This is a genomic window from Epibacterium ulvae, assembly GCF_900102795.1.
GTDB classification, from domain to species: domain Bacteria; phylum Pseudomonadota; class Alphaproteobacteria; order Rhodobacterales; family Rhodobacteraceae; genus Epibacterium; species Epibacterium ulvae.
The window spans coordinates 66,180-88,353 of sequence record NZ_FMWG01000011.1; the positions used below are offsets into that span (position 1 = coordinate 66,180).

At 54.6% G+C, this 22,174-nt stretch carries 20 protein-coding genes; 11 read left to right on the forward strand and 9 right to left on the reverse strand.

What is annotated here, in order from left to right:
- Position 1: 1 nt before the first annotated feature.
- Together BLP79_RS15525 and BLP79_RS15530 are read right to left on the reverse strand one after the other, a co-directional pair.
- The gene (locus tag BLP79_RS15525; protein ID WP_211477632.1) at positions 2-766 is read right to left on the reverse strand and encodes a hypothetical protein; all 765 of its coding nucleotides are present in this window, start codon (positions 764-766) and stop codon (positions 2-4) included.
- Positions 767-831: 65 nt separating this feature from the next.
- Entirely contained in the window at positions 832-1,854 is a 1,023-nt protein-coding gene (locus BLP79_RS15530; RefSeq protein ID WP_090220498.1) for a Bug family tripartite tricarboxylate transporter substrate binding protein, read from the reverse strand.
- 135 nt (positions 1,855-1,989) lie between these two features.
- On the opposite strand from BLP79_RS15530, the gene BLP79_RS15535 reads away from it, so the two are divergent.
- The 3 genes from BLP79_RS15535 to BLP79_RS15545 are packed head-to-tail and all read left to right on the forward strand — an operon-like array spanning position 1,990 to position 4,783.
- Complete coding sequence (locus BLP79_RS15535) at positions 1,990-3,078, forward strand: isocitrate/isopropylmalate dehydrogenase family protein (protein WP_090220500.1); 1,089 nt, start codon at positions 1,990-1,992, stop codon at positions 3,076-3,078.
- Positions 3,078-4,109, forward strand: coding sequence for a Gfo/Idh/MocA family protein (locus BLP79_RS15540; protein WP_090220501.1), 1,032 nt, complete (start codon positions 3,078-3,080; stop codon positions 4,107-4,109). Before BLP79_RS15535 ends, BLP79_RS15540 begins: the two co-directional genes overlap by 1 nt.
- Positions 4,106-4,783 (forward strand): GntR family transcriptional regulator, encoded by a 678-nt coding sequence (locus tag BLP79_RS15545; protein WP_090220503.1) that lies wholly within the window; start codon positions 4,106-4,108, stop codon positions 4,781-4,783. Before BLP79_RS15540 ends, BLP79_RS15545 begins: the two co-directional genes overlap by 4 nt.
- Here the strand turns inward: BLP79_RS15545 and BLP79_RS15550 are convergent.
- The 3 genes from BLP79_RS15550 to BLP79_RS15560 form a co-directional block, all read right to left on the reverse strand.
- Positions 4,780-5,961: a pyridoxal phosphate-dependent aminotransferase gene (locus BLP79_RS15550; RefSeq protein ID WP_090220504.1), complete on the reverse strand. Its 1,182-nt coding sequence runs from the start codon at positions 5,959-5,961 to the stop codon at positions 4,780-4,782. The genes BLP79_RS15545 and BLP79_RS15550 overlap by 4 nt on opposite strands.
- 11 nt (positions 5,962-5,972) lie before the next feature.
- Positions 5,973-6,614, reverse strand: a complete 642-nt coding sequence (locus tag BLP79_RS15555) for a TetR/AcrR family transcriptional regulator (RefSeq protein ID WP_090220506.1) — start codon at positions 6,612-6,614, stop codon at positions 5,973-5,975.
- A gap of 132 nt (positions 6,615-6,746) precedes the next feature.
- Entirely contained in the window at positions 6,747-7,463 is a 717-nt protein-coding gene (locus BLP79_RS15560; RefSeq protein WP_090220600.1) for a GntR family transcriptional regulator, read from the reverse strand.
- Positions 7,464-7,793: 330 nt separating this feature from the next.
- On the opposite strand from BLP79_RS15560, the gene BLP79_RS15570 reads away from it, so the two are divergent.
- The 6 genes from BLP79_RS15570 (at position 7,794) to BLP79_RS15595 (ending at position 14,830) form a co-directional block, all read left to right on the forward strand.
- A complete protein-coding gene (locus tag BLP79_RS15570) occupies positions 7,794-9,068 on the forward strand; it encodes an ABC transporter substrate-binding protein (protein ID WP_090220509.1) in 1,275 nt (424 codons plus the stop codon).
- Positions 9,069-9,138: 70 nt separating this feature from the next.
- The gene (locus BLP79_RS15575; protein ID WP_090220511.1) at positions 9,139-10,107 is read left to right on the forward strand and encodes a carbohydrate ABC transporter permease; all 969 of its coding nucleotides are present in this window, start codon (positions 9,139-9,141) and stop codon (positions 10,105-10,107) included.
- Complete coding sequence (locus tag BLP79_RS15580; RefSeq protein ID WP_090220512.1) at positions 10,100-11,152, forward strand: carbohydrate ABC transporter permease; 1,053 nt, start codon at positions 10,100-10,102, stop codon at positions 11,150-11,152. The genes BLP79_RS15575 and BLP79_RS15580 overlap by 8 nt, the downstream gene beginning before the upstream one ends.
- Before the next feature lie 30 nt (positions 11,153-11,182).
- The gene (locus BLP79_RS15585; protein WP_090220514.1) at positions 11,183-12,265 is read left to right on the forward strand and encodes an ABC transporter ATP-binding protein; all 1,083 of its coding nucleotides are present in this window, start codon (positions 11,183-11,185) and stop codon (positions 12,263-12,265) included.
- A 12-nt stretch (positions 12,266-12,277) separates the two neighbouring features.
- Positions 12,278-13,486 (forward strand): mannonate dehydratase, encoded by a 1,209-nt coding sequence (uxuA, locus tag BLP79_RS15590; protein WP_090220516.1) that lies wholly within the window; start codon positions 12,278-12,280, stop codon positions 13,484-13,486.
- Positions 13,487-13,762: 276 nt separating this feature from the next.
- Positions 13,763-14,830 (forward strand): tetratricopeptide repeat protein, encoded by a 1,068-nt coding sequence (locus BLP79_RS15595; RefSeq protein WP_090220517.1) that lies wholly within the window; start codon positions 13,763-13,765, stop codon positions 14,828-14,830.
- A gap of 203 nt (positions 14,831-15,033) precedes the next feature.
- Here BLP79_RS15595 and BLP79_RS15600 read toward each other — a convergent pair whose 3' ends face one another.
- A complete protein-coding gene (locus BLP79_RS15600) occupies positions 15,034-15,459 on the reverse strand; it encodes a GlcG/HbpS family heme-binding protein (protein WP_090220519.1) in 426 nt (141 codons plus the stop codon).
- Between the two features lie 3 nt (positions 15,460-15,462).
- Positions 15,463-17,616 carry a malate synthase G gene (locus BLP79_RS15605; protein ID WP_090220520.1) on the reverse strand — a complete coding sequence of 718 codons (2,154 nt, stop codon included), beginning with the start codon at positions 17,614-17,616 and terminating at the stop codon, positions 15,463-15,465.
- Between the two features lie 90 nt (positions 17,617-17,706).
- Here BLP79_RS15605 and BLP79_RS15610 point away from each other — a divergent pair, with 90 nt between their 5' ends.
- Positions 17,707-18,486 (forward strand): IclR family transcriptional regulator, encoded by a 780-nt coding sequence (locus BLP79_RS15610; protein WP_232716596.1) that lies wholly within the window; start codon positions 17,707-17,709, stop codon positions 18,484-18,486.
- Positions 18,487-18,497: 11 nt separating this feature from the next.
- On the opposite strand, the gene BLP79_RS15615 is transcribed toward BLP79_RS15610, so the two are convergent.
- Positions 18,498-19,931: a sensor histidine kinase gene (locus BLP79_RS15615; protein ID WP_232716598.1), complete on the reverse strand. Its 1,434-nt coding sequence runs from the start codon at positions 19,929-19,931 to the stop codon at positions 18,498-18,500.
- Between the two features lie 2 nt (positions 19,932-19,933).
- Positions 19,934-20,668, reverse strand: a complete 735-nt coding sequence (locus tag BLP79_RS15620) for a response regulator transcription factor (RefSeq protein WP_090220525.1) — start codon at positions 20,666-20,668, stop codon at positions 19,934-19,936.
- Positions 20,669-20,900: 232 nt separating this feature from the next.
- Between BLP79_RS15620 and BLP79_RS15625 the strand changes: the two genes are divergently transcribed.
- Positions 20,901-22,145 (forward strand): ABC transporter substrate-binding protein, encoded by a 1,245-nt coding sequence (locus BLP79_RS15625; RefSeq protein ID WP_090220527.1) that lies wholly within the window; start codon positions 20,901-20,903, stop codon positions 22,143-22,145.
- Positions 22,146-22,174: the final 29 nt, after the last annotated feature.

Consider the following 22,174-nt stretch of genomic DNA (forward strand, 5'->3'; position numbering starts at 1 on the left):
TTCAGTCCTTCCAAAGCGGACGCAAGGTCACGTAGTAATGGTATTCAATCTGAGCAAACAACAAGCCGCCCCGTGCTGGCACATTCTGGCGAAATCCAAAGGCCATCGCGCAAACCAAAACCACCGGAGCGGTCACCGCGATCAACGGCACAAAGCGCAGCGCACGGGTCTCTTGTGAGGCACGCAGCACCAGAATTGTCAGCCCAGCAAACAGCGCAAGCGTAACCCAGTCATCGCCCTTGGCCGCCCAGTTTTCCTGCGCTGGGAAGACCAGAAACGCAAACAGTCCCGCCACAACCATCACAGTTGCAGCTGCCACAGCCCGCAGCATGTGACCTCCGTAAAATCCGTAGATCAACGCGGTGATCAAAAGCCCCGAACACAGAATGAAATCCACCCGTGGCACCAGCCCGCCGATATAAGCCAAAAGCATCGCGCCGATGGTCGCAAACCGCAGGGCCTCGGCCCTGTCCCAACCCAGACCAATCTGGGAAAACGCACGCGCACCACCGCCAGCCCGGATCGCTGTGATCAGCAAGACAATCGACAGCGCCAACATGCTGCCAAAGATAAACAAGGGCACAATCGCAGCAGAATTGTACCAGTCGCCTCCGCTGACACCCGCGCGATTTTCACCCCACAGCGGGATTTCAAACGTCTTGATCAAAAAGAATACCGACAGCGCGATCAAAACCAGCGCGCCCCAGAAATCACGTGCACGCGTTATGTCGATCTCTGCTTCGGTGTCGAACTGTATCTCGCCCACAGGCTCCCCTCCCTGCCATGCGCAAAATGAGGGCACCGAAATGCCCCCATGTTTGAAACGCTCTTTTATGGTTTGCGAATACCCAAAGATTCCGGATCTACAGTCGCGGCACCAAGGTCTTTCAGCGTGTAGGCAAAGGTGCTCTCTAAGGTCGAAAACAGCTTTTGTGCGTCCGCGCCATACTGGCCACCCACATCATATTTGTTGGCACTTGCCCAATCGGCAACAGTTGAAGACGCAATCGCTTTTTCAAACGCACTGCCAAGCGCAGCTTTTACATCCTCTGACGCAGAGTTATGAACCGCAAAACCAATCGCCTGTTTCAGCGGCAGATATTTATCAAGCCCGTCATAGATATCAAAAGCAGACGGCACGGTCAGGCCTGCGATCTCGGCACTTTCAGGGGTCAGCATCGCCAAAGGCTTCAACTTGCCCCCTTCGATCAGTGCAGCCTGTTCAGCCAATGACGTGACGACAAGCGCAACTTCACCAGCCAATGCAGCCTCTTGCCCCGGTGCTGAGCCTTTGTAAGGCACAAATTTAAACGACGCATCCGCACCCTGTTCGATCGCAAGCAGGTTCAAGTGATGAATGGATCCAGCACCGCTGGCCGCTGCAGGAATGCTTCCCGGTGCCGCTTGGGCTGCATCCACCAACTGCTCTAATGTGTCATAGGGACTGTTTGCAGGCACCGAAATCAGATCCGGCGAGCCGCCAACGATAAATGGATACCAATAGTCAAATTTCTTGTCCCAACCGCCCTGCACCGCAGCGGTCACGTTGGATTCTGACAGACCAACAAGTGTGTAGCCATCATCTGGCTGGTTTTTGACGTAAACCATACCGTTTGACCCCGCAACGCCACCAGTTTGGTTGATCACATTGATCGACACCGGCAGATGTTTTTCCATCTCGGCCATGATCATACGATTGATAGTATCAGTGCCGCCGCCTGCGCCCCAAACCACAGCTGTGGTGATATCGCGATATGGATACTCTTGCGCCTGCGCCACCGTGCCAAGCCCCAATACGACAGCAGCCGCGGCAGCAACGCGCCCCACCCCGAGCTTCCTCAGTCCAAATGTCATCTTCTTTTCCTCCCTATTTGCAAAGTGCGTTTACTCTTGCATTCATTTGCGTATACATTAAGGAATGCATTGTCAACGGGCAGCTGTCAACAACAGCAGCCGCCCTCGCGCAAACCAAAAGGCAGGGACCGGAATATGACCAAAACTTTTGACATCGCAGTCTTTCAGGGCGACGGGATCGGACCAGAGATCACCGCACCAACCGTCTCCATTTTGAAAACTCTGGCGGCGGCTTCTGATGACTACGGTTTGAATTTCATCGACGCGCCAGCCGGAGCCGCGCATTACCGTGATACCGGCACCTCTTTTCCAGATGCCTCCATGGCAATCGCAACCAACGCCGATGCCATCCTTTTGTCAGCAATGGGCCTACCTGACGTCCGCTATCCTGATGGCACCGAAATTTCGCCGCAGATTGATCTGCGCAAGCGCCTCGGCCTGTTTGCAGGCGTGCGCCCGGTCACCGTGCGGACAGGTCAAACCACCCCCTTAAACCTGCCGGCCAACAAAGAGATCGATTTTGTTCTGATCCGCGAAAGCACCGAAGGCCTGTTTCACACACAGGGATGCGGTGAAGTCAGCGCTGATGAGGCCCGCGAAACCCTCTTGATCACACGTGAGGTTTCAGAAAAACTGTTCCGCTTTGCCTTCCAGCTTGCGCATGGCCGCAAGGCCGCTGGCCGTGGTTCAGGGCGTGTCACCTGCGTCGACAAGGCCAATGTGTTTCGCGCCTTCGCCTTTTTCCGGGAGATGTTTGACGCCGAAGCCAAAAATCATCCCGATTTAACCGCAGATCATGCATATGTAGATGCAACGGCCCTTTGGATGGTACAAAAACCCTGGGAATTTGATGTTCTGGTCACGGAAAACATGTTTGGCGATATTCTCTCCGATCTCGGTGCTGGGCTAATGGGCGGTCTGGGGCTGGCGCCATCCGCTGACATTGGCCTGAACAACGCGGTGTTTCAGCCCTGTCATGGTTCAGCCCCTGACATCGCGGGTCAGGGCGTGGCCAATCCTTTTGCGATGATCTTATCGGCGGCGATGATGCTGGAGTGGCTGGGCACCAGCCACAAAATTGCAGCCCTGTCACGAGATGCCGCGCGTCTTCGCACGGCCGTTGAACACGTCGTTGCTGACGAAAGCACGCTCACACGGGATCTTGGCGGTACTGCAGGAACAGAAGCAGCCGCAAAAGCTGTTCTGAACGCGGTGCTGACCTGATGGCAGACCGATCATCCCTGCGCGTCGCCTGCCTTGGAGCCGGGTATTTCAGCCAGTTCCATATCGGCAGCTGGCAGCGCCTGCAGAATGTTGACCTGATGGCCATCTGTGATCGTGACATCAGCCGTGCCAAAGCCTTCGATGTGCCAGCATTCGACAATTTGGAGCGGATGCTGCACGAGGTGCAGCCAGATTTGCTGGATATTATCTTGCCCCCCGAAGGCCATGCCGCAGCAGTTGGCACAGCCCTGGCCGCAGGCCTACGCCGCATTGTTTGCCAAAAACCCTTTTGCACCTCTTATACAGAGGCCGCACAGATTACAGCCGAGGCTGACGCCCACGGCGCAACCATCATCATTCATGAAAATTTTCGCTTTCAACCCTGGTATCGCTGTATCAAAGCTGCACTGGATGCAGGTAAGATCGGAACTCCCGTACAGGCCACCTTTCGTCTGCGCCCCGGCGATGGCCAAGGCCCTCGCGCCTATCTGGATCGCCAGCCTTATTTCCAAACCATGCAGCGGTTTTTGGTGCATGAAACGGCCGTCCATTGGGTGGACACCTTCCGGTTTCTCTTTGGGGAACCGGTTGCGCTGTATGCAGATCTGCGCCGGGTCAATCCCGTGATTGCGGGCGAAGACGCGGCCCATGTGCTGTTTGAACATCAAAGCGGGTTGCGCGCTTTGTTTGATGGCAACCGCACCCTGGACCACGCCGCCGACAATCTGCGGCGCACGATGGGGGAAGCAGTGATCGAAGGCACACAGGGCAGTTTGACGGTTGCAGGTAGCGGCGCAGTCCATCTGCGACCTTTTGGCAGTATGGACACGATAGAACTTTTAGGGGCAAATACCGCCCCCACATTCGGCGGAGACTGCGCCCATCACTTGCAAAACCACGTTGTTTCAGGCTTTTTAAAGGGCACGCCTATAGAAAACAGGGCGGCGGACTATCTGAACGTGATTCGCATTAAAGATAAAATCTACCAATCCGCTCAGGAAGGGCGGAAAATCCAGTTGGGGAACCCGTGACCGACTCAAACGACAAGCCGCTTTCCAGCTCGCAACGTGCGGTACATGAACTGCGTCAAATGATCCTGACCGGTCAGTTGGCGGCAGGAACAGACCATCTGGAATCCGAACTTGCCGCCCACCTTGGCATGTCACGCACCCCCGTGCGCGAAGCGGCTTTGCTGTTGGAAAGCAAAGGCCTGTTGGAAATGCGCCCACGTAAGGGCGTCCGCATTCTGCCGGTCTCACCGGATGATATGCGTGAAATCTACGATGTGTTGACCGAACTCGAAAGCCTTGCTGCACAGCGTGCCGCAGAAGCTGGATATGGCCCCAAGGACTTAACCCTGCTGACAGAGTCCTTGCACCGCATGGAACAGGCTTTGGAGAAGGACGATCTTGAAGCCTGGGCCGAGGGAGACGAGATGTTTCATTCTGAACTGGTACGCTTGGGCGGCAACAAACGCCTGCAAGATATCGTCTCGATGATGATCGATCAGGTCCGGCGCGCCCGCAGCTCGACGCTGTTTATGCGCCCAAAACCCCTGAAATCAAACGAAGATCATCGCGTGGTGCTGCAAGCCATCCGCGATGGCGATGCCGATCTGGCCCGCAGTCGCCACCATCAACACCGGCAGCAAGCTAAGGACGTGATCATCAGCCTGCTGGAGAAACACCGCCTCCGCCAGCTTTAAACTGCGCCACAAAGCCCAGCATGATTGACAAGGCGCACAATCGCTTGCTCCATTTCTTCATCAGAAATAGTCAGGGCCACCCGCACCCAGTTTTGCAAGGCCGCCCCAAAAGAGGCCCCGGGCATGACCGCAACACCACCACGCTCCAACAGATCAAAGGCATAGGCGGTGCCATCTAAACCCGTCGCAGACACATCAATCAATGCGAACATGCCCGCATCGGGGCGATGGACCCGTAAAGCCGTTTCCGCTTCTAATCGGTCGGCCAAACGGGTTGCACGTGCCGCAAAACGGCGTCGCATCCCTGGCGCAACAGAGGAACCGTCCCGAACAGCCAGCTCTGTCATATCGGCAATAAAGGGTTGGTTGCCAAACAACATGGTTTCCGCAACCGGCAACAGCGCCTGACAAAATGCCTCTGAGGCCACGCACCAGCCACTGCGAAACCCCGGCGCCGCATGGGATTTTGAGATTGAGGATACGCCAATCACACGATCAGCCAGATCTACATTCTCAAGAGGGGATGCAAATTCACACCCTTCAAACACAAGATCCTCATAAACCTCATCGACAATGATCCATAAATCATGCTGACGCGCCAGTGCGCCGATTTCGGCAATGTCATCCCGTGTCAGCACCGCTCCGGTCGGATTGTGCGGCGAGGTTAGCAAGATCGCCCGACTGCGTGATGTAAGGCGCGCTGCAATGTCAGAAGCCTGCATTCGAAAGCCAGCCTCAACCCGCAATGGAACCGGCACCATTTCAGCTCCGCAACTGCGGATCACCCCTTCATATGTTGCATACATCGGATCCCCGACCAACACCTCATCTCCGGCCTCGGCCACACCAGCCATCACAACAAACAGCGCGGTCTGCGTTCCCGGAAAACAAATAAAATTATTGGGCGTAAAAGCACGCCCCCGACGGGCACTGTAACGGTCAGCCAAGGCGCGACATAAACTTGCCTCACCCCGACCATTCGAATACGCAGTTCGACCCGCGCGCATGGCGCGATCTGCGGCTTCGATCAAAGCATCAGGAACCGGGGCATCTGGTTCACCAATCGTCATCTGGATCACGTCCCGCCCCGACCGCACCATCGCACGGGCACTTGCATGGACCTCCCATTTTGCGCCGCCCAAACCCGCCAACCGCGTGGTGATAGATGCCGTTCTCATCCTGCTGACCTTTATTCTGCTGTTATCAAATCCAGACGCAGCACCGCGCCCACCGCCTCAAGCCCCAATTGGGGCAAATCTTCATTCTCAAACACCTCTGGCAACGCGCCCGCTTCCAGCCACAGCCCATCCAAAAGTGCATTTACGGCAAAGGTCAGGCGTTTAATTTGATCCGGCGTGGGATCTCGTCCAACATCCCGCAAAGCGGCCTCGATCAATAGCGCACAGCGCTTTTGAAACTCTGTATAAGCCTCAGCATGAATGCGCCGCATTTCAGGATCACGTTGCACCCGGCTCATAAAGCCTGCCCACAACGCAAGCGCCCCCGGATCCACCACCGGTGCTGTCAAAGACGCGATCACCAAAGCCCGCAAACGAGCCCCTGCAGATCCAGTTTCATCCAACGCGTCTTTGGTAAAACTGTGCTCCGTCAACCCAGCCATATGATGTGCATAAGCAGCCGCAATCAGCTCTTCCTTTGAAGAGAAATAATGCCGGATCAAACCCTGCGTAACGTCCGCACGCGCGGCTATCGCCCGCACCGAGGCCGCCTCTATGCCACGTTCTGAGATCAGCGCAAGCGTTGCCTCAATCAAAGCACGCCGCCGCACATCTGGCCCATCACGATGAAACGATTTGCGCAAATCCTGCACGCGAACACTCACAGCTGTTATACGATTGAATAATTTCTACACTGACACAACAAACCTGTACACATGAAAAAGCACCTCCAATGCAAAAAGGGAGGTGCTGCGCAAAAATAAGCCTATTTACAGGGTATGAGATTATTCAAAATAATCGCGATGGGCTGTGACCAGATTAGACAACATGGTCAGAACCTCACGCAGATGCGCCGCCATCAGCTCTTCTGCAGCCGCGCTGTCGCGCGCCGAAATTGCATCAAAAATAGCCTGATGCGCAGAAAACAGATGCGTCATATGCATCTCTTCGTTCAGCGCCAAAACCCGCAGACGATCCAAAGCAGCTTTCTCACGCACCAGCAAGGTTTCCGCGCGCTCAAATCCGGTGCCTTGCGCCAAAAGCGCATGAAATCGATCATCCAAAGCCTGAAACGCACGCCGTCCGCCAATTTCTTCGCGCACCTGCACAACACGCGCCTGCGCCGACAGGTTCTGACGCAACTGCATGCGGATCTCGTCCGAGAGGCCTACAGTGCACAACCATCTGACATTGGCCAGTTCAAGCGCTTCGCGAATAAACTGCGCCGCTTTCATGCGGTCTGGAGAAAGTTTCGAAACAAAATTCCCACGACTGGGGCGTGTGACAACCAACCCCTCTTCACGCAACCGGGTGAAGGCTTCCCGAACCGGCGTTCTGCTGGCCCCACAACGCGCACCCAATTCTGCCTCAGAGATCAAGCAACCCGGCTCCAGATCCATTCGCAAGATGGCAACTTTGACCGCATCAAAAATCTGATCCGCCGCAGGGCGGGCAAAATCAAGCTCAGGAAAGGTGAGCTTGTCCAGACAACTCTCAGGCATGGGGGCTCCGTTCAAGAAAATCAGCATACCGGTATACTGGTTCTTGTCAGCCGATATGCGCCATGCTACGCAAACTGTCAACCGGTATACCGGTCGCAGATTCTTTGGGGCAAAAGGAAGATGACTTTTGGAATGAAGCCCCCCGAACCGATCTGAACAAAAGGACATATAGGCCCGGCGCGGTATAAAATATTGGATAGAATTGCCTGCTTCTGCGCGCGGCCCAGAAAAATTGATACACCTTTGCAACACCGCAAAGAGACGTCATGATAAGTAAGCAGCGCTTCCCCGGGGAGGGGGGAGATCGCGAATAATAACGGGAGGAACACCATGAAATCATCTCTGTTGAAAACATCCGCACTGGCGACAGTATTTGGCCTTGGCGCGACAGCAGCCTTTGCCGCGGATGAAGTACGCTTTATGTGCTACTCAGATGGCAATGAATGCGAAGTCTATGAAGACGTGCTGAGCCGTTTTGAGGCAGACAACCCCGAAATAGACGTGATCGTCGATGTCGTTCCCTATCAGGCGATTTTGGAAAACCTACCAGTTCAGCTGGCTGCAGGCACGGGCCCTGATATTGCCAAAGTCACGGATCTGGGTGGACTGAACCAGTATTATCTGGACCTCGCCCCCCATGTGGATCGTGGGTATTGGGAAAGCGCCTTTGGCGACACTTTGAACTGGTATCGTGGTGCCGCGGGAGGTGATGGCATCTACGGTATGCACAGCCAACTGACCATCACCGGTGGCTTTGTAAATGCCACCCTGTTTGAACAGGCCGGTGTTGCCCTTCCCGCGTCGGATGCAAGCTGGTCAGACTGGGCCGCGGCTGCAACCAAAGTTGCCAAAGCAACCGGCACAGACTTCCCGATGGCGATCGACCGCTCTGGCCATCGCGTCGCCGGCCCAGCGATCTCATATGGTGCGAAACTGTTTGACGATGCGGGCGATGCAATTCTGGTTGATGATGGCTTCACGGCCTTCACCCAGCAGTTTGTAGACTGGCATAATGATGGCACCATCGCCCGCGATGTCTGGGCCGGTCAGGGGGGCGCGACCTATCAGGACGCAGCACAGGAATTCATCAACGGCGAACTGGTCTTCTACTACTCCGGCTCATGGCAAGTCGGTCGTATGGACAAAAACGTTGGCGATTTCTTTGATTGGAAAGTTGTCGGCTCTCCCTGTGGTCCATCCGGCGCATGTTCCGGCATGCCCGGTGGTGCAGGTATCGTTGGGTTTGAACAAACCAAACATCCAAAAGCCGTTGCAGCTGTGATCGATTATCTTGCACAAGAAGACGTCTACGCCGAAGTCACGGCACGCACGCGCAACCTGCCTGCACACTCTGCTGTGGCCACCAAAGGGGTTGAATTCCAAGATGCCTCTCCTGCCGCTGCGGATGCGCTTTCTGCCTTTGCCGCTGATCTGTCTGACGTCTCTCCAATTGCCTTTGCCTATCAGGGCTATGCAGGCAACCGCGCAATGTATGGCATCACCGTTGAACGCTTGAGCCAGGCAATTGTCGGCGAACTCAGTGTTGCTGAAGCGATGGAACGCGCTTCTTCAGACCTGAAAGCGGCGCTTGAAGAAACCAAGTAAGACAGCGGTCTTATGATCTGACCCCGCACGTGATTTTTGCGTGCGGGGTATTTTGCGACGGGACGGCCTGATGCTTCAGATACTCACACCGCTGATGCGGATTATTGAAATCCCTATGCTTGCCCTGCAGCGCAGGCTGGGGGTGAACAAGCTGGCTTGGGTCTTTCTCATGCCCAACCTTGTTTTGTTTGGTTTATTTGCCTTTCTTCCTGTGTTGTTAAACGTGGCCTATTCGATGACTGGCGGCGACAATGTTCTGCTGGGAGATCGCCCTTATGTGGGCGGGCGCAATTTTGGCCTTTTGGCGGAATGTGATAATTTTCTTGATCCCAATTCCTGCCGCGAAGACAAGTTCTGGCGCGCGATCTGGAATACCTCCTGGTTTGTCACCCTGCAGGTTGGGATCATGGTTGGCTTTTCCCTTCTGACCGCCATCATCCTAAACCGCGACATCCGCGCGCGTGGGTTTTTCCGCTCGGTCTTCTTTTTTCCCGTGCTATTATCCCCTGTCGTTGTGGCTTTGATCTGGAAATGGATCCTGCAGCGCCACGGTGTGTTAAACGCCTTTCTCGATTGGACCGGCATTGGCGGCTATAACTGGTTGGTGGATGCACAATGGGCCTTTGCATGGTCTGTGTTCATTTCGGTCTGGGCACATATGGGGTTTTATACGCTCATCCTGCTGGCAGGCCTTCAGGCGATACCACGTGATGTATATGAGGCCGCGCTGATGGATCGCGCCAGCCCCTGGCGAACCTTCCGCCGCATCACCCTGCCCCTGTTGTCCCCCACCCTTTTGGTGGTGCTGGTCCTCTCTCTGATCAAAGGCGTGCAAACCTTTGACGAAGTCTACGCCTTCACCGGCGGTGGCCCCGGTACAGCAACCACATTCATCATCCAATATATCTACGAGGAAGGCTTTGCCGGCGCACCACGCCTATTTGGCCTGGCCGCTGCTGCATCCCTGGTCGTTGCAGGTGTTCTGGTTCTGCTGACCCTTGTACAACTCTGGGCAAATCGGAAAAACGTCGATGCGTAATCTCTGGACCATGCTCACCGCGACCCGCGGCAAAACCCGCCTGCACTGGACCGACTGGGTCTCATACGGCTATCTGATCATGGGCATCTTTTTGATGTTCGGCCCGGTTTTGTGGCTGGTTCTGTCCAGCTTCAAAACCGAAGCCGCGCTGGAACGTTTCCCGCCAACCCTGCTGCCCTATACCCAACAAACGGTTGCGGTCGAAGGCTATGATGATCCCTTGCCCTTGTTCAAAATGACAGCCGGCGAATACGAAGGACGCACACTGGCGCAACTGCGCCGCGTCGGCCTTCAGGCTCAGATGATTGATCCCGCCAAACCAGACGAACGCCTGCGCGTCAGCATCAATGATCGCGAACCGCTAGAAGAGATTTATCTGGCCACCGAAAACTATACCTCGCTGTTTGAACGGTTCAACTTTCTACGCTTCTTCTGGAACTCCACCTTTATCACCGTCACCGCGACAGCGTTGATGCTATTGGTGAATTCTATGGCAGCCTTTGCCCTGTCAAAATACGAGTTCCGGGGCCGCACGGCGGTGTTACTAATCGTCATCGGCACGCTCATGATCCCGCAAACCGTGGTTCTGGTACCCTTGTTCTTGGTTGTGACTGAACTTGGCATGTTCAATTCACTCTGGGGTGTGATCATTCCAGGGGCCGCCACGCCCACCGGCGTGTTCTTGTTGCGTCAGTATATGATCACCATCCCGGATGAGATCTTAGACGCTGCACGAATGGACCGCGCCTCAGAATGGAAGATCTTCTGGCGCATCATCGTGCCCCTGTCAGCCCCAGCCATCGCTGTGCTTGCGATCCTTGCGATTATGTGGCGCTGGAATGATTTCCTGTGGCCGTTGATTGTACTGACCCGGTCAGAGAATTTCACACTGCAGCTGGCGCTGAACTCATTCCAGGGTGAATTGCAAACGGATTGGTCCAGCCTTCTGGCCATGACCGTCCTAACCCTGCTGCCCATCGCAACCGTGTTCATGTTCTTGCAGAAATACATCGCAACCGGCATCGCCTCTACCGGCGGCAAATAAGCCGAAGCCTGCGATAAGGAGACTAATCAAATGGCGCGTATTCAACTGAAAAACGTCAAAAAATCTTACGGGCCCGTGGATGTGATCAAGGGCATTGATCTTGATATCCAGCACGGCGAATTTTGTGTCTTCGTTGGCCCCTCAGGTTGCGGAAAATCTACACTTTTGCGGATGATTTCAGGCCTTGAAGGCATCACGGACGGCGATATCATCATCGGAGATGACGTGGTCAATGATGTGCCCGCTGCGGAACGCGAACTTGCAATGGTGTTCCAGTCATATGCGCTTTATCCGCATATGACCGTGCGCCAGAATCTCACCTTTGGGCTGGAAAACATCAACACGCCCAAAGCCGAGATCGATAAAAAGGTGGCTGAGGTCGCAAAGATGCTGCAAATTGATCAGCTCTTGAACCGCCGCCCAAAAGATCTGTCTGGTGGCCAGCGCCAACGTGTTGCCATCGGTCGCGCCGTGGTGCGCGAACCGCGTGTGTTCCTGTTTGATGAACCCCTGTCAAATCTGGATGCAGAATTGCGCGTCGACATGCGCGGCGAGATTGCAGACCTGCATCAGCGCCTAGGTAACACCATGATCTATGTGACCCATGATCAAGTAGAGGCCATGACCATGGCCGATAAAATCGCCGTCCTGCGCGCCGGTGAAGTCGAACAGTTTGGCGCACCGCTGGATCTTTATAATTACCCTTGCAATAAATTTGTTGCCGGTTTCATTGGCTCTCCCAAAATGAATTTTCTGGAAGGGCGTATTGATGATCAAAACCGCAATCAGCTGAACCTTGATACGGGTGAAGCCATCACCCTGCCCGAAGGCAAATTCAGCCAACAGGCAAGCGCCGCTGTCACCCTCGGCATTCGCCCCGCGCATCTGGTTCTCGCAGATCAGGGCATCGCTGTGTCGGTTCAGGGCGTTGAACAGCTTGGTGGTGAGGCTTACGTTTTTGGAACCCTGAAAAACGGCCAGAAAATCACGCTGCACAGCCCCGGTCAAACGGCTATTGCCCGCGGTGACACACTTTTTGTGCGCGCTCCACTGGACAACATACACCTGTTTGACAGCGAAACCACGCGTTCGCTTCTGACGCGCACTGAATAACCGGAGGCTCCAATGAAAGAGACATGGCGATGGTTTGGCCCCACAGACGAGATCTCGATCAACGAAATCCGTCAAACTGGCAGTGCAGGCGTGGTCAGCGCGCTACACCATATCCCCAATGGGGCAGTCTGGCCTGTCTCTGCTATTGAGTTGCGCAAACGCGACATTGAAGGCACGCGCGAAAACCCGACCGGTCTCACCTGGGATGTTGTCGAAAGCTTGCCGGTCTCAGAAGCGATCAAAACCAAAGGCGCAGACCGTGCCACACATATTGAGGCCTATAAAGAAAGCCTGCGCAATCTGGCCGCCTGCGGCATACAGGTGATTTGCTACAATTTCATGCCCGTCATCGACTGGACCCGCACCAATCTGGCCAGCGCCTTGCCCCATGGCGGCACGGCCATGCAGTTTGACCTGATCGATTTTGCCACATTTGATATTCATCTGTTAAAGCGTGAAAGAGCCCAAGCCGACTACAGCGACGCTTTGCAGGCACAGGCGCTCACACGTTTTTCCTCGATGGGAAATACGCGCAAAAAAGAGTTGATCCACAATATCCTTGCAGGCCTTCCCGGATCCGAAGAGCATTGGACCACCAGCGATATTCTGGACTGTCTGAAAACCTATGACGACATCAGCCGCGCAGATCTGCAACAAAACCTGATCGATTTTCTGGCCGAAATCCTCCCCACAGCAGAAGAACACGGCCTGCGACTGTGTTGCCACCCAGATGATCCACCTTTTCCGCTGTTGGGTCTACCCCGCGTGATGTCCACACAAGAGGATTACGCCAAGATCACCAGCGCCATCGACAGCCCAGCGAATGGTATCACCTTTTGCACCGGATCACTTGGGATTGATCCGGCCTTTGATCCCGCCGATTTCGTCAAAACGCTTGGTCCGAAAATTCACTTTGTCCACCTGCGCAACACCCGATCACATACACCACATGATGGGAACAGAACCTCTTTCTTTGAAGCCGCGCATCTGGGTGGAGACACAGACATGCCCGCCGCAGTCTTTGCGCTGATGGGCGAGGAAAAACGCCGCCGCAGCGCAGGGCGCACCGACGCGGAAATCCCCATGCGCCCGGATCATGGACAGGCCATACTTGCGGATCTAGATCGTCCTATGATGCCCGGTTATCCGCTGATCGGCCGTATGAAAGGCCTTGCAGAGCTGCGTGGGATCATCGCGGCATACAGACATATCAATGGCTGACACCGCCTGATCACCGGTGGCCTATATCGCAACGCCTTTCTCAGTCATATTTCAAATTGTGCATTAAAATCAAAGAAGATATAGGCTGACGCATGTGCAGCTGCCCGTGTCAAAGACGATGTATTGTTAGACGTCAAGACAAGGGTTGGCATCTTATTCACTTACATATTCAAACACATGCTCCACGCTGACAGACTAGCCATGCAGTCATGTAAAACGCCCTTACCAATATCGCGCCCTACAAGAGCGGCGCATTGTTCAAAAGGTATTCTAATCATGTTAGATTTCGTCCAAATCCCATTTGGTGCCATTGCGCTATCAGCGGCTGCAATGATGACACCGCACCTATCCCGCGCTCAAGACAGTCAGCCGACGCCAGACATCTCGGCGCTGGAACAGAGCTGCGAGGCTGGCAGCTTGGAAAGTTGCCTTGAACTTGGATTTGCCTATTACAATGGCAACGGAGTGCAAGAGAACGATGAAAAGGCGCTACAACATTTCTTGCACGCTTGTGAGACAGGGTATCCTTTGGCCTGCGCCGATGCGGGCCATATGTATGAAAAGGGGTATGGCACAGCGCAAGATTTCGTCGCTGCAGCCAAATACCAAGGTCTAGGCTGCGATGCCGGAGCGACCTGGTCCTGTGTAAATGCCGGATATTGGCTCATGGTTGGTAAGGTCGTCGAAAAAGACAGCGCCAAGGCCGCACGTTATTTTGCCCAAGGCTGCGAAGGAGAAAATGCGACAAGCTGCTTTTACTTTGCAACGTTGAATGAATCTGGAGACGGAATTACGCAAGACTACAGCATTGCTGCCAACAACTATCAATTGGCGTGTGACCTTCGCGAAACACGGGGCTGCGCCGCCTTAGGGGCGCTGACAGAACAGGGTCTTGGCGTGCCTCAGGACTTCGATAAAAGCTATCTTTTGTATTCTTACGCCTGCGACAAAGGTAATATCCAGAGCTGCGCACAGTTGGGGGATCTGGTTGCAAGCGGCAAAGCATGGATTCAAGACGTAGAACTGGCGCATAAATTCTATCTGCAAAGCTGTGACAACCGAAGCATCGCCTCAGCAATAAGTTCAAGCGCAGAGGCATGTTTCAAAGCGGGTCAAAATCTGGAACGCGGTGAATTCATCGAAGCCTATCCCAGAAAAGCAATCCGCCTATATGATCAGGCCTGTAGCCTTGGACTTGCCCATGGCTGCACACGTGCCGGAATATTGACAGGCGAAGGTCACGCGAACTCATTTGGCTCTGTCGATCAAGAGGTTGTTGCCACCTATTTCGAAAAAGGCTGTGGCTTAGGCGATCAAGAAGCCTGCGCTTTGCGAGAGAACTAAAATCCACACTAAGGTGTTCGTTCAAGGTCTATACGCCAAGCGCGACTTGATCTGCTGTGAATGTGACACCTCGCAGTCCCCGCCCCCTTGGAAACGGGGGGCTACGAGGTGTCAGTCATCCACGATTACCGGCGGAGCTATCATCAAAGAAAGCGCACGTTACACCGACATCAGGCGAGCGTTTCGGCCCGAGCCCGCAGCGGTCACTGTCGCGCCGCCATGAAATGATCAATCCCGGCCTGGGCAACATCCTGATCCTGCGCAGGGGTGCCTGAGCTGATGCCGATACCCCCAACAACAGCTCCATCTACCAAGATAGGTAAGCCGCCTCCGACCACCATCAAACGCCCCCCAATCGCCGATGATATCCCATAGGCGGGTTTGCCGGGCTGGCTGATTTCACCATATTCATGAGTTGCCTTTTTGGCACCAGCCGCTGTGTAGGCCTTGTCCATCGCAATGATCGTTGACGTCACTTTGCCACCATCCATGCGTTCAAAGGCGATAAGATTGCCGCTGTCATCGGTGATTGCAATGCACATGGGCACACCAATCTCTGTGGCACGGGCGCGCGCCCCTTCGATCAGGACATGGGCATCTGCGATATCAAGGCGGTTTATGGTCAGCATGGGTTAGGCTCCGTACATTGCTTTGGCTTTGCGGCGATAGGCGTGAAGAAGAGGCTCGGTATAGCCCGAGGGTTGCTCCACACCTTTTAGGATCAAATCGCGGGCGGCTGCAAAGGCTGGCCCATCAAAGGCCGGTGCCATTGCGCGATACGCGGTGTCGTCGGCATTTTGGGCATCCACTTTGACCGCCATCCGTTTGAGACTATCGATAATCTCGTCTTCCTGGATGATGCCATGCAAAAGCCAGTTCGTCAGGATCTGCGAACTGATCCGCAAGGTCGCGCGATCTTCCATCAATGCAACATCATTCAGATCTGGCACTTTGGAACAGCCAATGCCCTGATCAACCCAGCGCACCACATACCCAAGGATCGATTGACAATTGTTATCAAGCCCATGGCGGATTTCTGCTTCTGAAAGATTGCGCCCCTGCAGGATCGGAGGTGTCAGCAATGTTTCAAGAGAGGCTGCGGCACGCGTTTTGATCTCGTCCATGCGGTCAAACACATTCACCGCGTGATAATGGGTTGCATGCAACGTTGCAGCCGTAGGCGATGGCACCCATGCTGTGTTTGCACCAGACATCGGGTGCCCCAGTTTAACCTCCAGCATTTCAGCCATGTCATCGGGTTTTGCCCACATGCCCTTGCCGATCTGACCACGTCCGTTCAACCCTGTTAAAAGGCCTGCATCCACATTGCCGTCTTCATAGGCCAAAAGCCACGGTGCCGATTTCATTTCCTCTTTCGGGATCACAGGGCCAAGCTGCATGGCTGTGTGAATTTCATCACCGGTGCGATCCAGAAAACCCGTATTGATAAAGACCAGTCGGTCTTTGACCTGGCGCATACACTCCACCAGATTGGCTGATGTGCGCCGTTCTTCGTCCATGACACCCAATTTCACGGTATTGCGTGGCAGGCCAAGGATGTCTTCGACACCAGCATATAGCTTTTCCGCCAGCGCAACCTCATCCGGGCCATGCATTTTGGGTTTTACGACATAGACCGATCCAGTGGCCGAATTGGTGTTTGCGCTCCGGGCGCGATCATGCAGTGCAGCCGTGACGGTAAACACCGCATCCAGCATCCCCTCCGGGGTGTCCTGCCCGTCCATAAGCACAGCATCGGTCGTCATCAAATGGCCAACATTGCGCACCAAGGCGACAGTCCGGCCCTTTAGCGTGATGGCGCTGCCGTCTGGGCGGGTCATCTCACGATCGTCTTCTAAACGGCGTTCGACCTGTCGGCCGCCTTTCTCAAAACGTTCAACCAAGGTGCCATCCATCAGGCCCAACCAGTTGCGATACGCCAGAACCTTGTCTTGTGCATCCACTGCCGCAACCGAGTCTTCACAATCATGGATGGCGGTCAATGCGCTCTCCAGCACGATATCACACAGTCCAGATTTGGAGGCTGCGCCCACTGGATGTGTTGGATCAATCACCAGTTCAATGTGCAGGCCATTGTGTTTCAACACATAATTTGCAGTTTTATCCGTTTCAGAAAAGGCGACAAACGCATCGGCTTGAACAAAGCCAACTTCCGTTTCGTCAATCACAGCAACCAGCGCCTCACCGTTGCGGTGATAAGCCGTTACGGCGTGGTGCGAACCTTGGACAAGCGGCACAGCACGGTCCAGAAAATGAGCCGCCCATGCTTGTGCCTGTGCGCCGCGTTTAGGATCATACGCATGTCCCTTTGCGTCACCGGGTAAAACATCGGTGCCATAAAGCGCATCATAAAGCGAACGCCAGCGCGCATTGGCAGCATTTAATGCGTAACGTGCATTCATGACTGGCACAACCAGCTGCGGCCCTGCGATTTCCGCAATTTCAGGATCGATATTTTCTGTACCGATCTGAAACGGCGCACCTTTGGGGACAAGATATCCAATCTCTTCCAGAAACGCGCGATGTTCCGCAGCCTCAAAGGTGCTTCCTTTGCGGGATTTGGACCAATCGTCAATCTGGCTTTGCAGCTCTTCTCGCCTGCGCAGCAGCTTCGCATTTTCAGGGGCTAAATCTTGTAGAAGTCTGGCATAACCTGACCAAAACGTCTCAACTGTGATACCGGTGCCCGGCAGCAGTTGGGTCTCAGCAAAATCAGCCAAAACGGATGCGACTTGAAGACCGGATCTTTCCACATAGCTCATCAGACAATCTCCTCTTTGCTTTATCCCTAGCGAGACTGTGCAGAACCTTCTATTCTATGAGAAATGTTTTCCATAATGTGGAAAGGGCGACAAATGGCGCAGGATGAAGGGATTGTACAATCCGTAGACAGGGCACTCACGCTGCTAGAACTGATGGCCAGTCCAGATGATGCACGCAGATTGTCCGATCTGGCGCGCCGGTCCGGACTTGCAGTCTCGACCACGCATCGCCTGCTCACCACGTTAGAGCGCCGCGGATTTGCATTGCACGATCCCCAAAGCGGCAGTTGGACCGTCGGACAACGCGCCAACCTGGTGGGCGACAGTTTTTCCCTGCATGGAAGCCTTGTGGTGCCCGCACGGCCAATCCTGCGAGACCTGCGGGATCTGACACGAGAAACCGCCAATCTTGGTGTTATCGAAGCCGAAGAAGCGGTCACAGTCGCCCAATCAGAAAGCCGTGAAATTATGCGCGCAATTGCCCCGCCCGGTGGGCGCGTACCCGTCCTGAATTCAGGCATGGGCAAAGCAATTGTGGCCACCTGGCCAGATGCCGCGATTGACACATTGATTGAACGACAGGGCCTACGTCCATTAACGTCACACAGCCTGCGCAGCAAAGACGATGTTTTTGCCGAAATTCACCGTATTCGCGTTCAGGGGTTTGCACTGGATGACGAAGAATATGTGATTGGCATGCGCTGTGTTGCAGCCCCCGTCTGGTCAGAAATGTCGGAAGCCATTGCCGCGGTCTCCGTCTCGGGTCTTGCCGCGCGACTGACGCGTGACCATGTGCCCGCCATTGCAAAACAAGTGGTCGACAAGGCTGCACAGCTGACAAAAGCCATCGGCGGGCAGGCTGCCACTCTTTGATGCCAGAGAGGTTAGCGGGGCAATGTTACACGGGCGCGCAGACCTTCTTTACCTGTCTCAAACTGCAGACTGCCCCCATGGATGGCCAGAATGGTCGACACAATGGACAGTCCCAAACCTGAGCCCTGCTTGTCTGATACATTGCTGCCACGCGTGAAGGGCTCCATAACCTGTTGCATATCGTCTGGTCCCATTTCGCTGCCTGCGTCTTCAATCAAAATGGTCACGCTGCGCGCATCTGCTTCTAAAGACACACAAGCCATGCGCCCGTATTTAAGCGCGTTGTCGATTAGATTAGACAGCGCGCGTTGCAGCCCAACAGGGCGCGCAGTGATGATCACCCGTCGATCTTCTGGCAAACGCGCTTCAACACGGCGCGACATGAACAAAGATCCCTGCCCAGCCACCATCAAAGGCGGTGTCGGCCTCAATTTTACGGGTCGCTCCATATCCTGATAGTCCGCCACCAAAGCCTCGACCAGCGATAGTAAAGAAAGTTTGCGAGGCTCTTCCAGATTCAGTTCCGCGCGGGTGTATGTCAGCACGCTTTCAATCATATTTGTCATCTGATCAATGTCAGACTCCAGCTTGTGACGCAGCTCTGTATCCTCAATCAAACGCGCACGCAGGCGCAGACGCGTGGCTGGGGTGCCCAAATCATGGCTGATACCTGACAAGACATCCGCACGTTTTGACAACTGCTCCTGCTCAATCTCAAGATACCTGTTCAACGCCTTGGCCAGATCCTGCAACTCGGTCGGGCCGCTGCTGTCATAACTGCCTGCGCCACTTAAATGGCGATGCGCCCGCAGACGACGTGCAAACTGTTCAAAACTGAAAGCAACCACGCCCACATGACCCAACAAAACAGCAGCAACCAAAAACAATCCCAATCCGGCAGGCAGGCGCAAATCAGCTGGCCGCGCCCCACAGCCCCAGATTGCCCGCCCGTTAATCTGCTGCCAAGCGCCTGTTCCGTATCGCGCATAAAGCACAGGATCAGAGCAAAACATCGCAAGGGCGCGGGTGACATTTCCAAGTTTCTCCGCCGACCCTGCCTCGGGGCGCGAACTGATCGAGGCCACTTGATACCTCAACCGATCTGATAAGATCGCAAGGCTCAAGGTCTCGCCCCGGATTGGATCATCTGTTGCAGTGTGGATCGACAGGTTGGTGACATACGCCGGATGCGGCGCCTCAGGTAGACGTTCAAAAAGATTGTCTGCCGCCAATATCTGGGCGTCTGGCGATAAAATATCTGACGTGACACCGGGCGGGAACGGCGCGCCAGCTCTCAACGCCTCAAAAAGAGCAAAGCCTGTCACATAGCTGCGGGTCAGATGTTGCTCCCAGGCACGGGAGGACTGCAGCCAGATCCAGGCAAACAACACACCAGATATCAGTGCAACAAGAACCCAAACCTGACCCAACCGGCGCAGCGTCATATTCAGCTGTCCTCAATCGTGACATCGGTTGCAAACACATATCCCACGCCGCGTTCCGTTCGCAAAAGCTTTGGATCTTTTGGCTGCGCCTCAATTTTTGATCTCAAGCGGCCCACCAGCACATCAATCGCACGCCCTGTGGCCTCTGCGCCTGAAGCATCCCCCGTCACATCAAGGGATGACGCGATCTCATCACGCGTCAATGGAATATGGGGATTGGCAAGGAACACTTTTAACAGCGCTGTTTCGCGTTTTGAGAGGGCGACCTGAACACCATCAGGCGCGCGCACCTCATCGCGCTTGCCATCATAGCACCATCCCTGGAACTGAAAGGTCGACACATTGCGCCGGTAGATCAGCGAAGACGAACGCCGCGCGCGTAATAAAACAGCACGCACCCGTGCAAGAAGCAGATCTGGATTAAAGGGTTTTGCGATGTAGTCATCAGCCCCCACTTCATATCCGGCCATACGTTGATGATCCGCTGACAGGGCTGACACAAGGATAATCGGCACCTGTTGATCCTGTCGCAACCGTGAACAAATCTCGACGCCGTTTTCATCCCCCAGCATCACATCCAAAAGGACAAGATCAACGCGACTGTCCGCCAGCTGAGTGCGGATCTCCTGTTCACTGCCCGCTGGCAGTGCGATAAAACTGTTCTGGCGCAGAAATTGCACCATCATCATGCGCATTTCAACGTCGTCATCGACCACCAATATGCGTGGAATCGCCATAAACACCTCCCTGTTTACCAGCGTCTCAACCTCTCCCAAGCTGAGCATACAAGTCGTCTTTGTAACGCAAGGCAACAAAATCAAGACCTAGGTAACAGCATGTAACAAAACCAACAATAAATCACGCCAACCCCAGTGCAATGGGTCATTTCAGCGTTGTCACAGGCCCCCTAGCTTCACAATGATAGCTTCATCGCCACTCACATAGAGCGGCAATTTAGGGAGGAACATCATGAAATTTACTGCATATGCTGCAGTCTCTGCGCTTGCGTTGATCACTGGAAATGCCGCGCTGGCAGGCCCCGAAGCAGAAGTTCTGCACTATTGGACATCGGGCGGAGAGGCAAAATCCGTCGCCGTGCTGCAACAGGAATTTGCAGCAAATGGCGGAACCTGGACAGATATGCCTGTGGCAGGCGGGGGCGGCGATGCCGCAATGACAGCCCTGCGCGCGCGGGTGCTGTCAGGCAATGCGCCCACCGCCGTTCAATTGAAAGGCCCTGCCATTCAAGAATGGTACGAAGAAGGTGTCTTGGCTGATATTTCAAACGTCGCCAATACCGAAGGTTGGGATAAGGTTCTGCCCGCCTCCATCGCAAACCACATGAAATGTGAGGGCACATGGTGCGCTGCTCCAGTGAATGTCCATCGCGTTGACTGGATTTGGGCAAATGCAGAAATCCTCGCGGCCAATGGCATTGAAATGCCCACCACATGGGATGAATTCAACGCGGCGTCTGAAAAACTGGCGGCAGCTGGTATCACGCCGCTGGCACATGGTGGTCAAGCCTGGCAAGATGCCACCGTTTTTGAGGCGGTTGTTCTTGGCATAGGTGGTCCTGAGTTTTTTCAAAAAGCACTGGTCGATTTAGATCCCGACACGCTGACCTCGGACACAATGAAAGCTGCCTTTGACCAGATGCGCACCCTGCGAGGATACGTAGATAGCAATTTCTCAGGCCGGGACTGGAACCTCGCAACCGCGATGGTGATGAACGGCGAAGCCGCCTTTCAGATCATGGGCGATTGGGCCAAAGGAGAATTCCTTGCTGCAGGCAAAGAACCCGGCAAAGATTTCCTGTGTGCGTCAACACCCGGTGAAGGTTTCCTTTACAACGTCGATAGCTTCGCCATGTTCGAAGTCGACGGCGATGACAAACGCGCCGGTCAGGATCTCTTGGCAAAACTTGTGGTTGGCCCCGGATTTCAAGAGACCTTTAATCTCAACAAAGGATCCATTCCGGCCCGTACTGATGTAGGCTTGGACAAGTTTGACAGCTGCGCGCATCTGTCAGCACAAGATATGAATGCATCCTCAGAAGGTGGGTCCCTGCTGCCCTCATATGCCCACGGCATGGCCCTGCGGGGCGCGCAAGCCGGCGCAATCACGGATGTGGTGACCGCGCATTTCAATTCAGACATGTCCTCTGCAGATGCGGTTCAAATGCTGTCTGACGCCGTAGCCAACAGCTATTAATCTCATTAAAATATACCGTCCCCACAGAG

Coding starts and splice junctions, on each gene's coding strand:
- BLP79_RS15530 (WP_090220498.1), bottom strand. CDS start 1,854: ATGACATTTGGACTGAGGAAGCTCGGGGTGGGGCGCGTTGCTGCCGCG.
- BLP79_RS15535 (WP_090220500.1), top strand. CDS start 1,990: ATGACCAAAACTTTTGACATCGCAGTCTTTCAGGGCGACGGGATCGGA.
- BLP79_RS15540 (WP_090220501.1), top strand. CDS start 3,078: ATGGCAGACCGATCATCCCTGCGCGTCGCCTGCCTTGGAGCCGGGTAT.
- BLP79_RS15550 (WP_090220504.1), bottom strand. CDS start 5,961: ATGAGAACGGCATCTATCACCACGCGGTTGGCGGGTTTGGGCGGCGCA.
- BLP79_RS15560 (WP_090220600.1), bottom strand. CDS start 7,463: ATGCCTGAGAGTTGTCTGGACAAGCTCACCTTTCCTGAGCTTGATTTT.
- BLP79_RS15570 (WP_090220509.1), top strand. CDS start 7,794: ATGAAATCATCTCTGTTGAAAACATCCGCACTGGCGACAGTATTTGGC.
- BLP79_RS15575 (WP_090220511.1), top strand. CDS start 9,139: ATGCTTCAGATACTCACACCGCTGATGCGGATTATTGAAATCCCTATG.
- BLP79_RS15580 (WP_090220512.1), top strand. CDS start 10,100: ATGCGTAATCTCTGGACCATGCTCACCGCGACCCGCGGCAAAACCCGC.
- BLP79_RS15585 (WP_090220514.1), top strand. CDS start 11,183: ATGGCGCGTATTCAACTGAAAAACGTCAAAAAATCTTACGGGCCCGTG.
- uxuA (WP_090220516.1), top strand. CDS start 12,278: ATGAAAGAGACATGGCGATGGTTTGGCCCCACAGACGAGATCTCGATC.
- BLP79_RS15595 (WP_090220517.1), top strand. CDS start 13,763: ATGTTAGATTTCGTCCAAATCCCATTTGGTGCCATTGCGCTATCAGCG.
- BLP79_RS15600 (WP_090220519.1), bottom strand. CDS start 15,459: ATGCTGACCATAAACCGCCTTGATATCGCAGATGCCCATGTCCTGATC.
- BLP79_RS15610 (WP_232716596.1), top strand. CDS start 17,707: ATGGCGCAGGATGAAGGGATTGTACAATCCGTAGACAGGGCACTCACG.
- BLP79_RS15615 (WP_232716598.1), bottom strand. CDS start 19,931: ATGACGCTGCGCCGGTTGGGTCAGGTTTGGGTTCTTGTTGCACTGATA.
- BLP79_RS15620 (WP_090220525.1), bottom strand. CDS start 20,668: ATGGCGATTCCACGCATATTGGTGGTCGATGACGACGTTGAAATGCGC.
- BLP79_RS15625 (WP_090220527.1), top strand. CDS start 20,901: ATGAAATTTACTGCATATGCTGCAGTCTCTGCGCTTGCGTTGATCACT.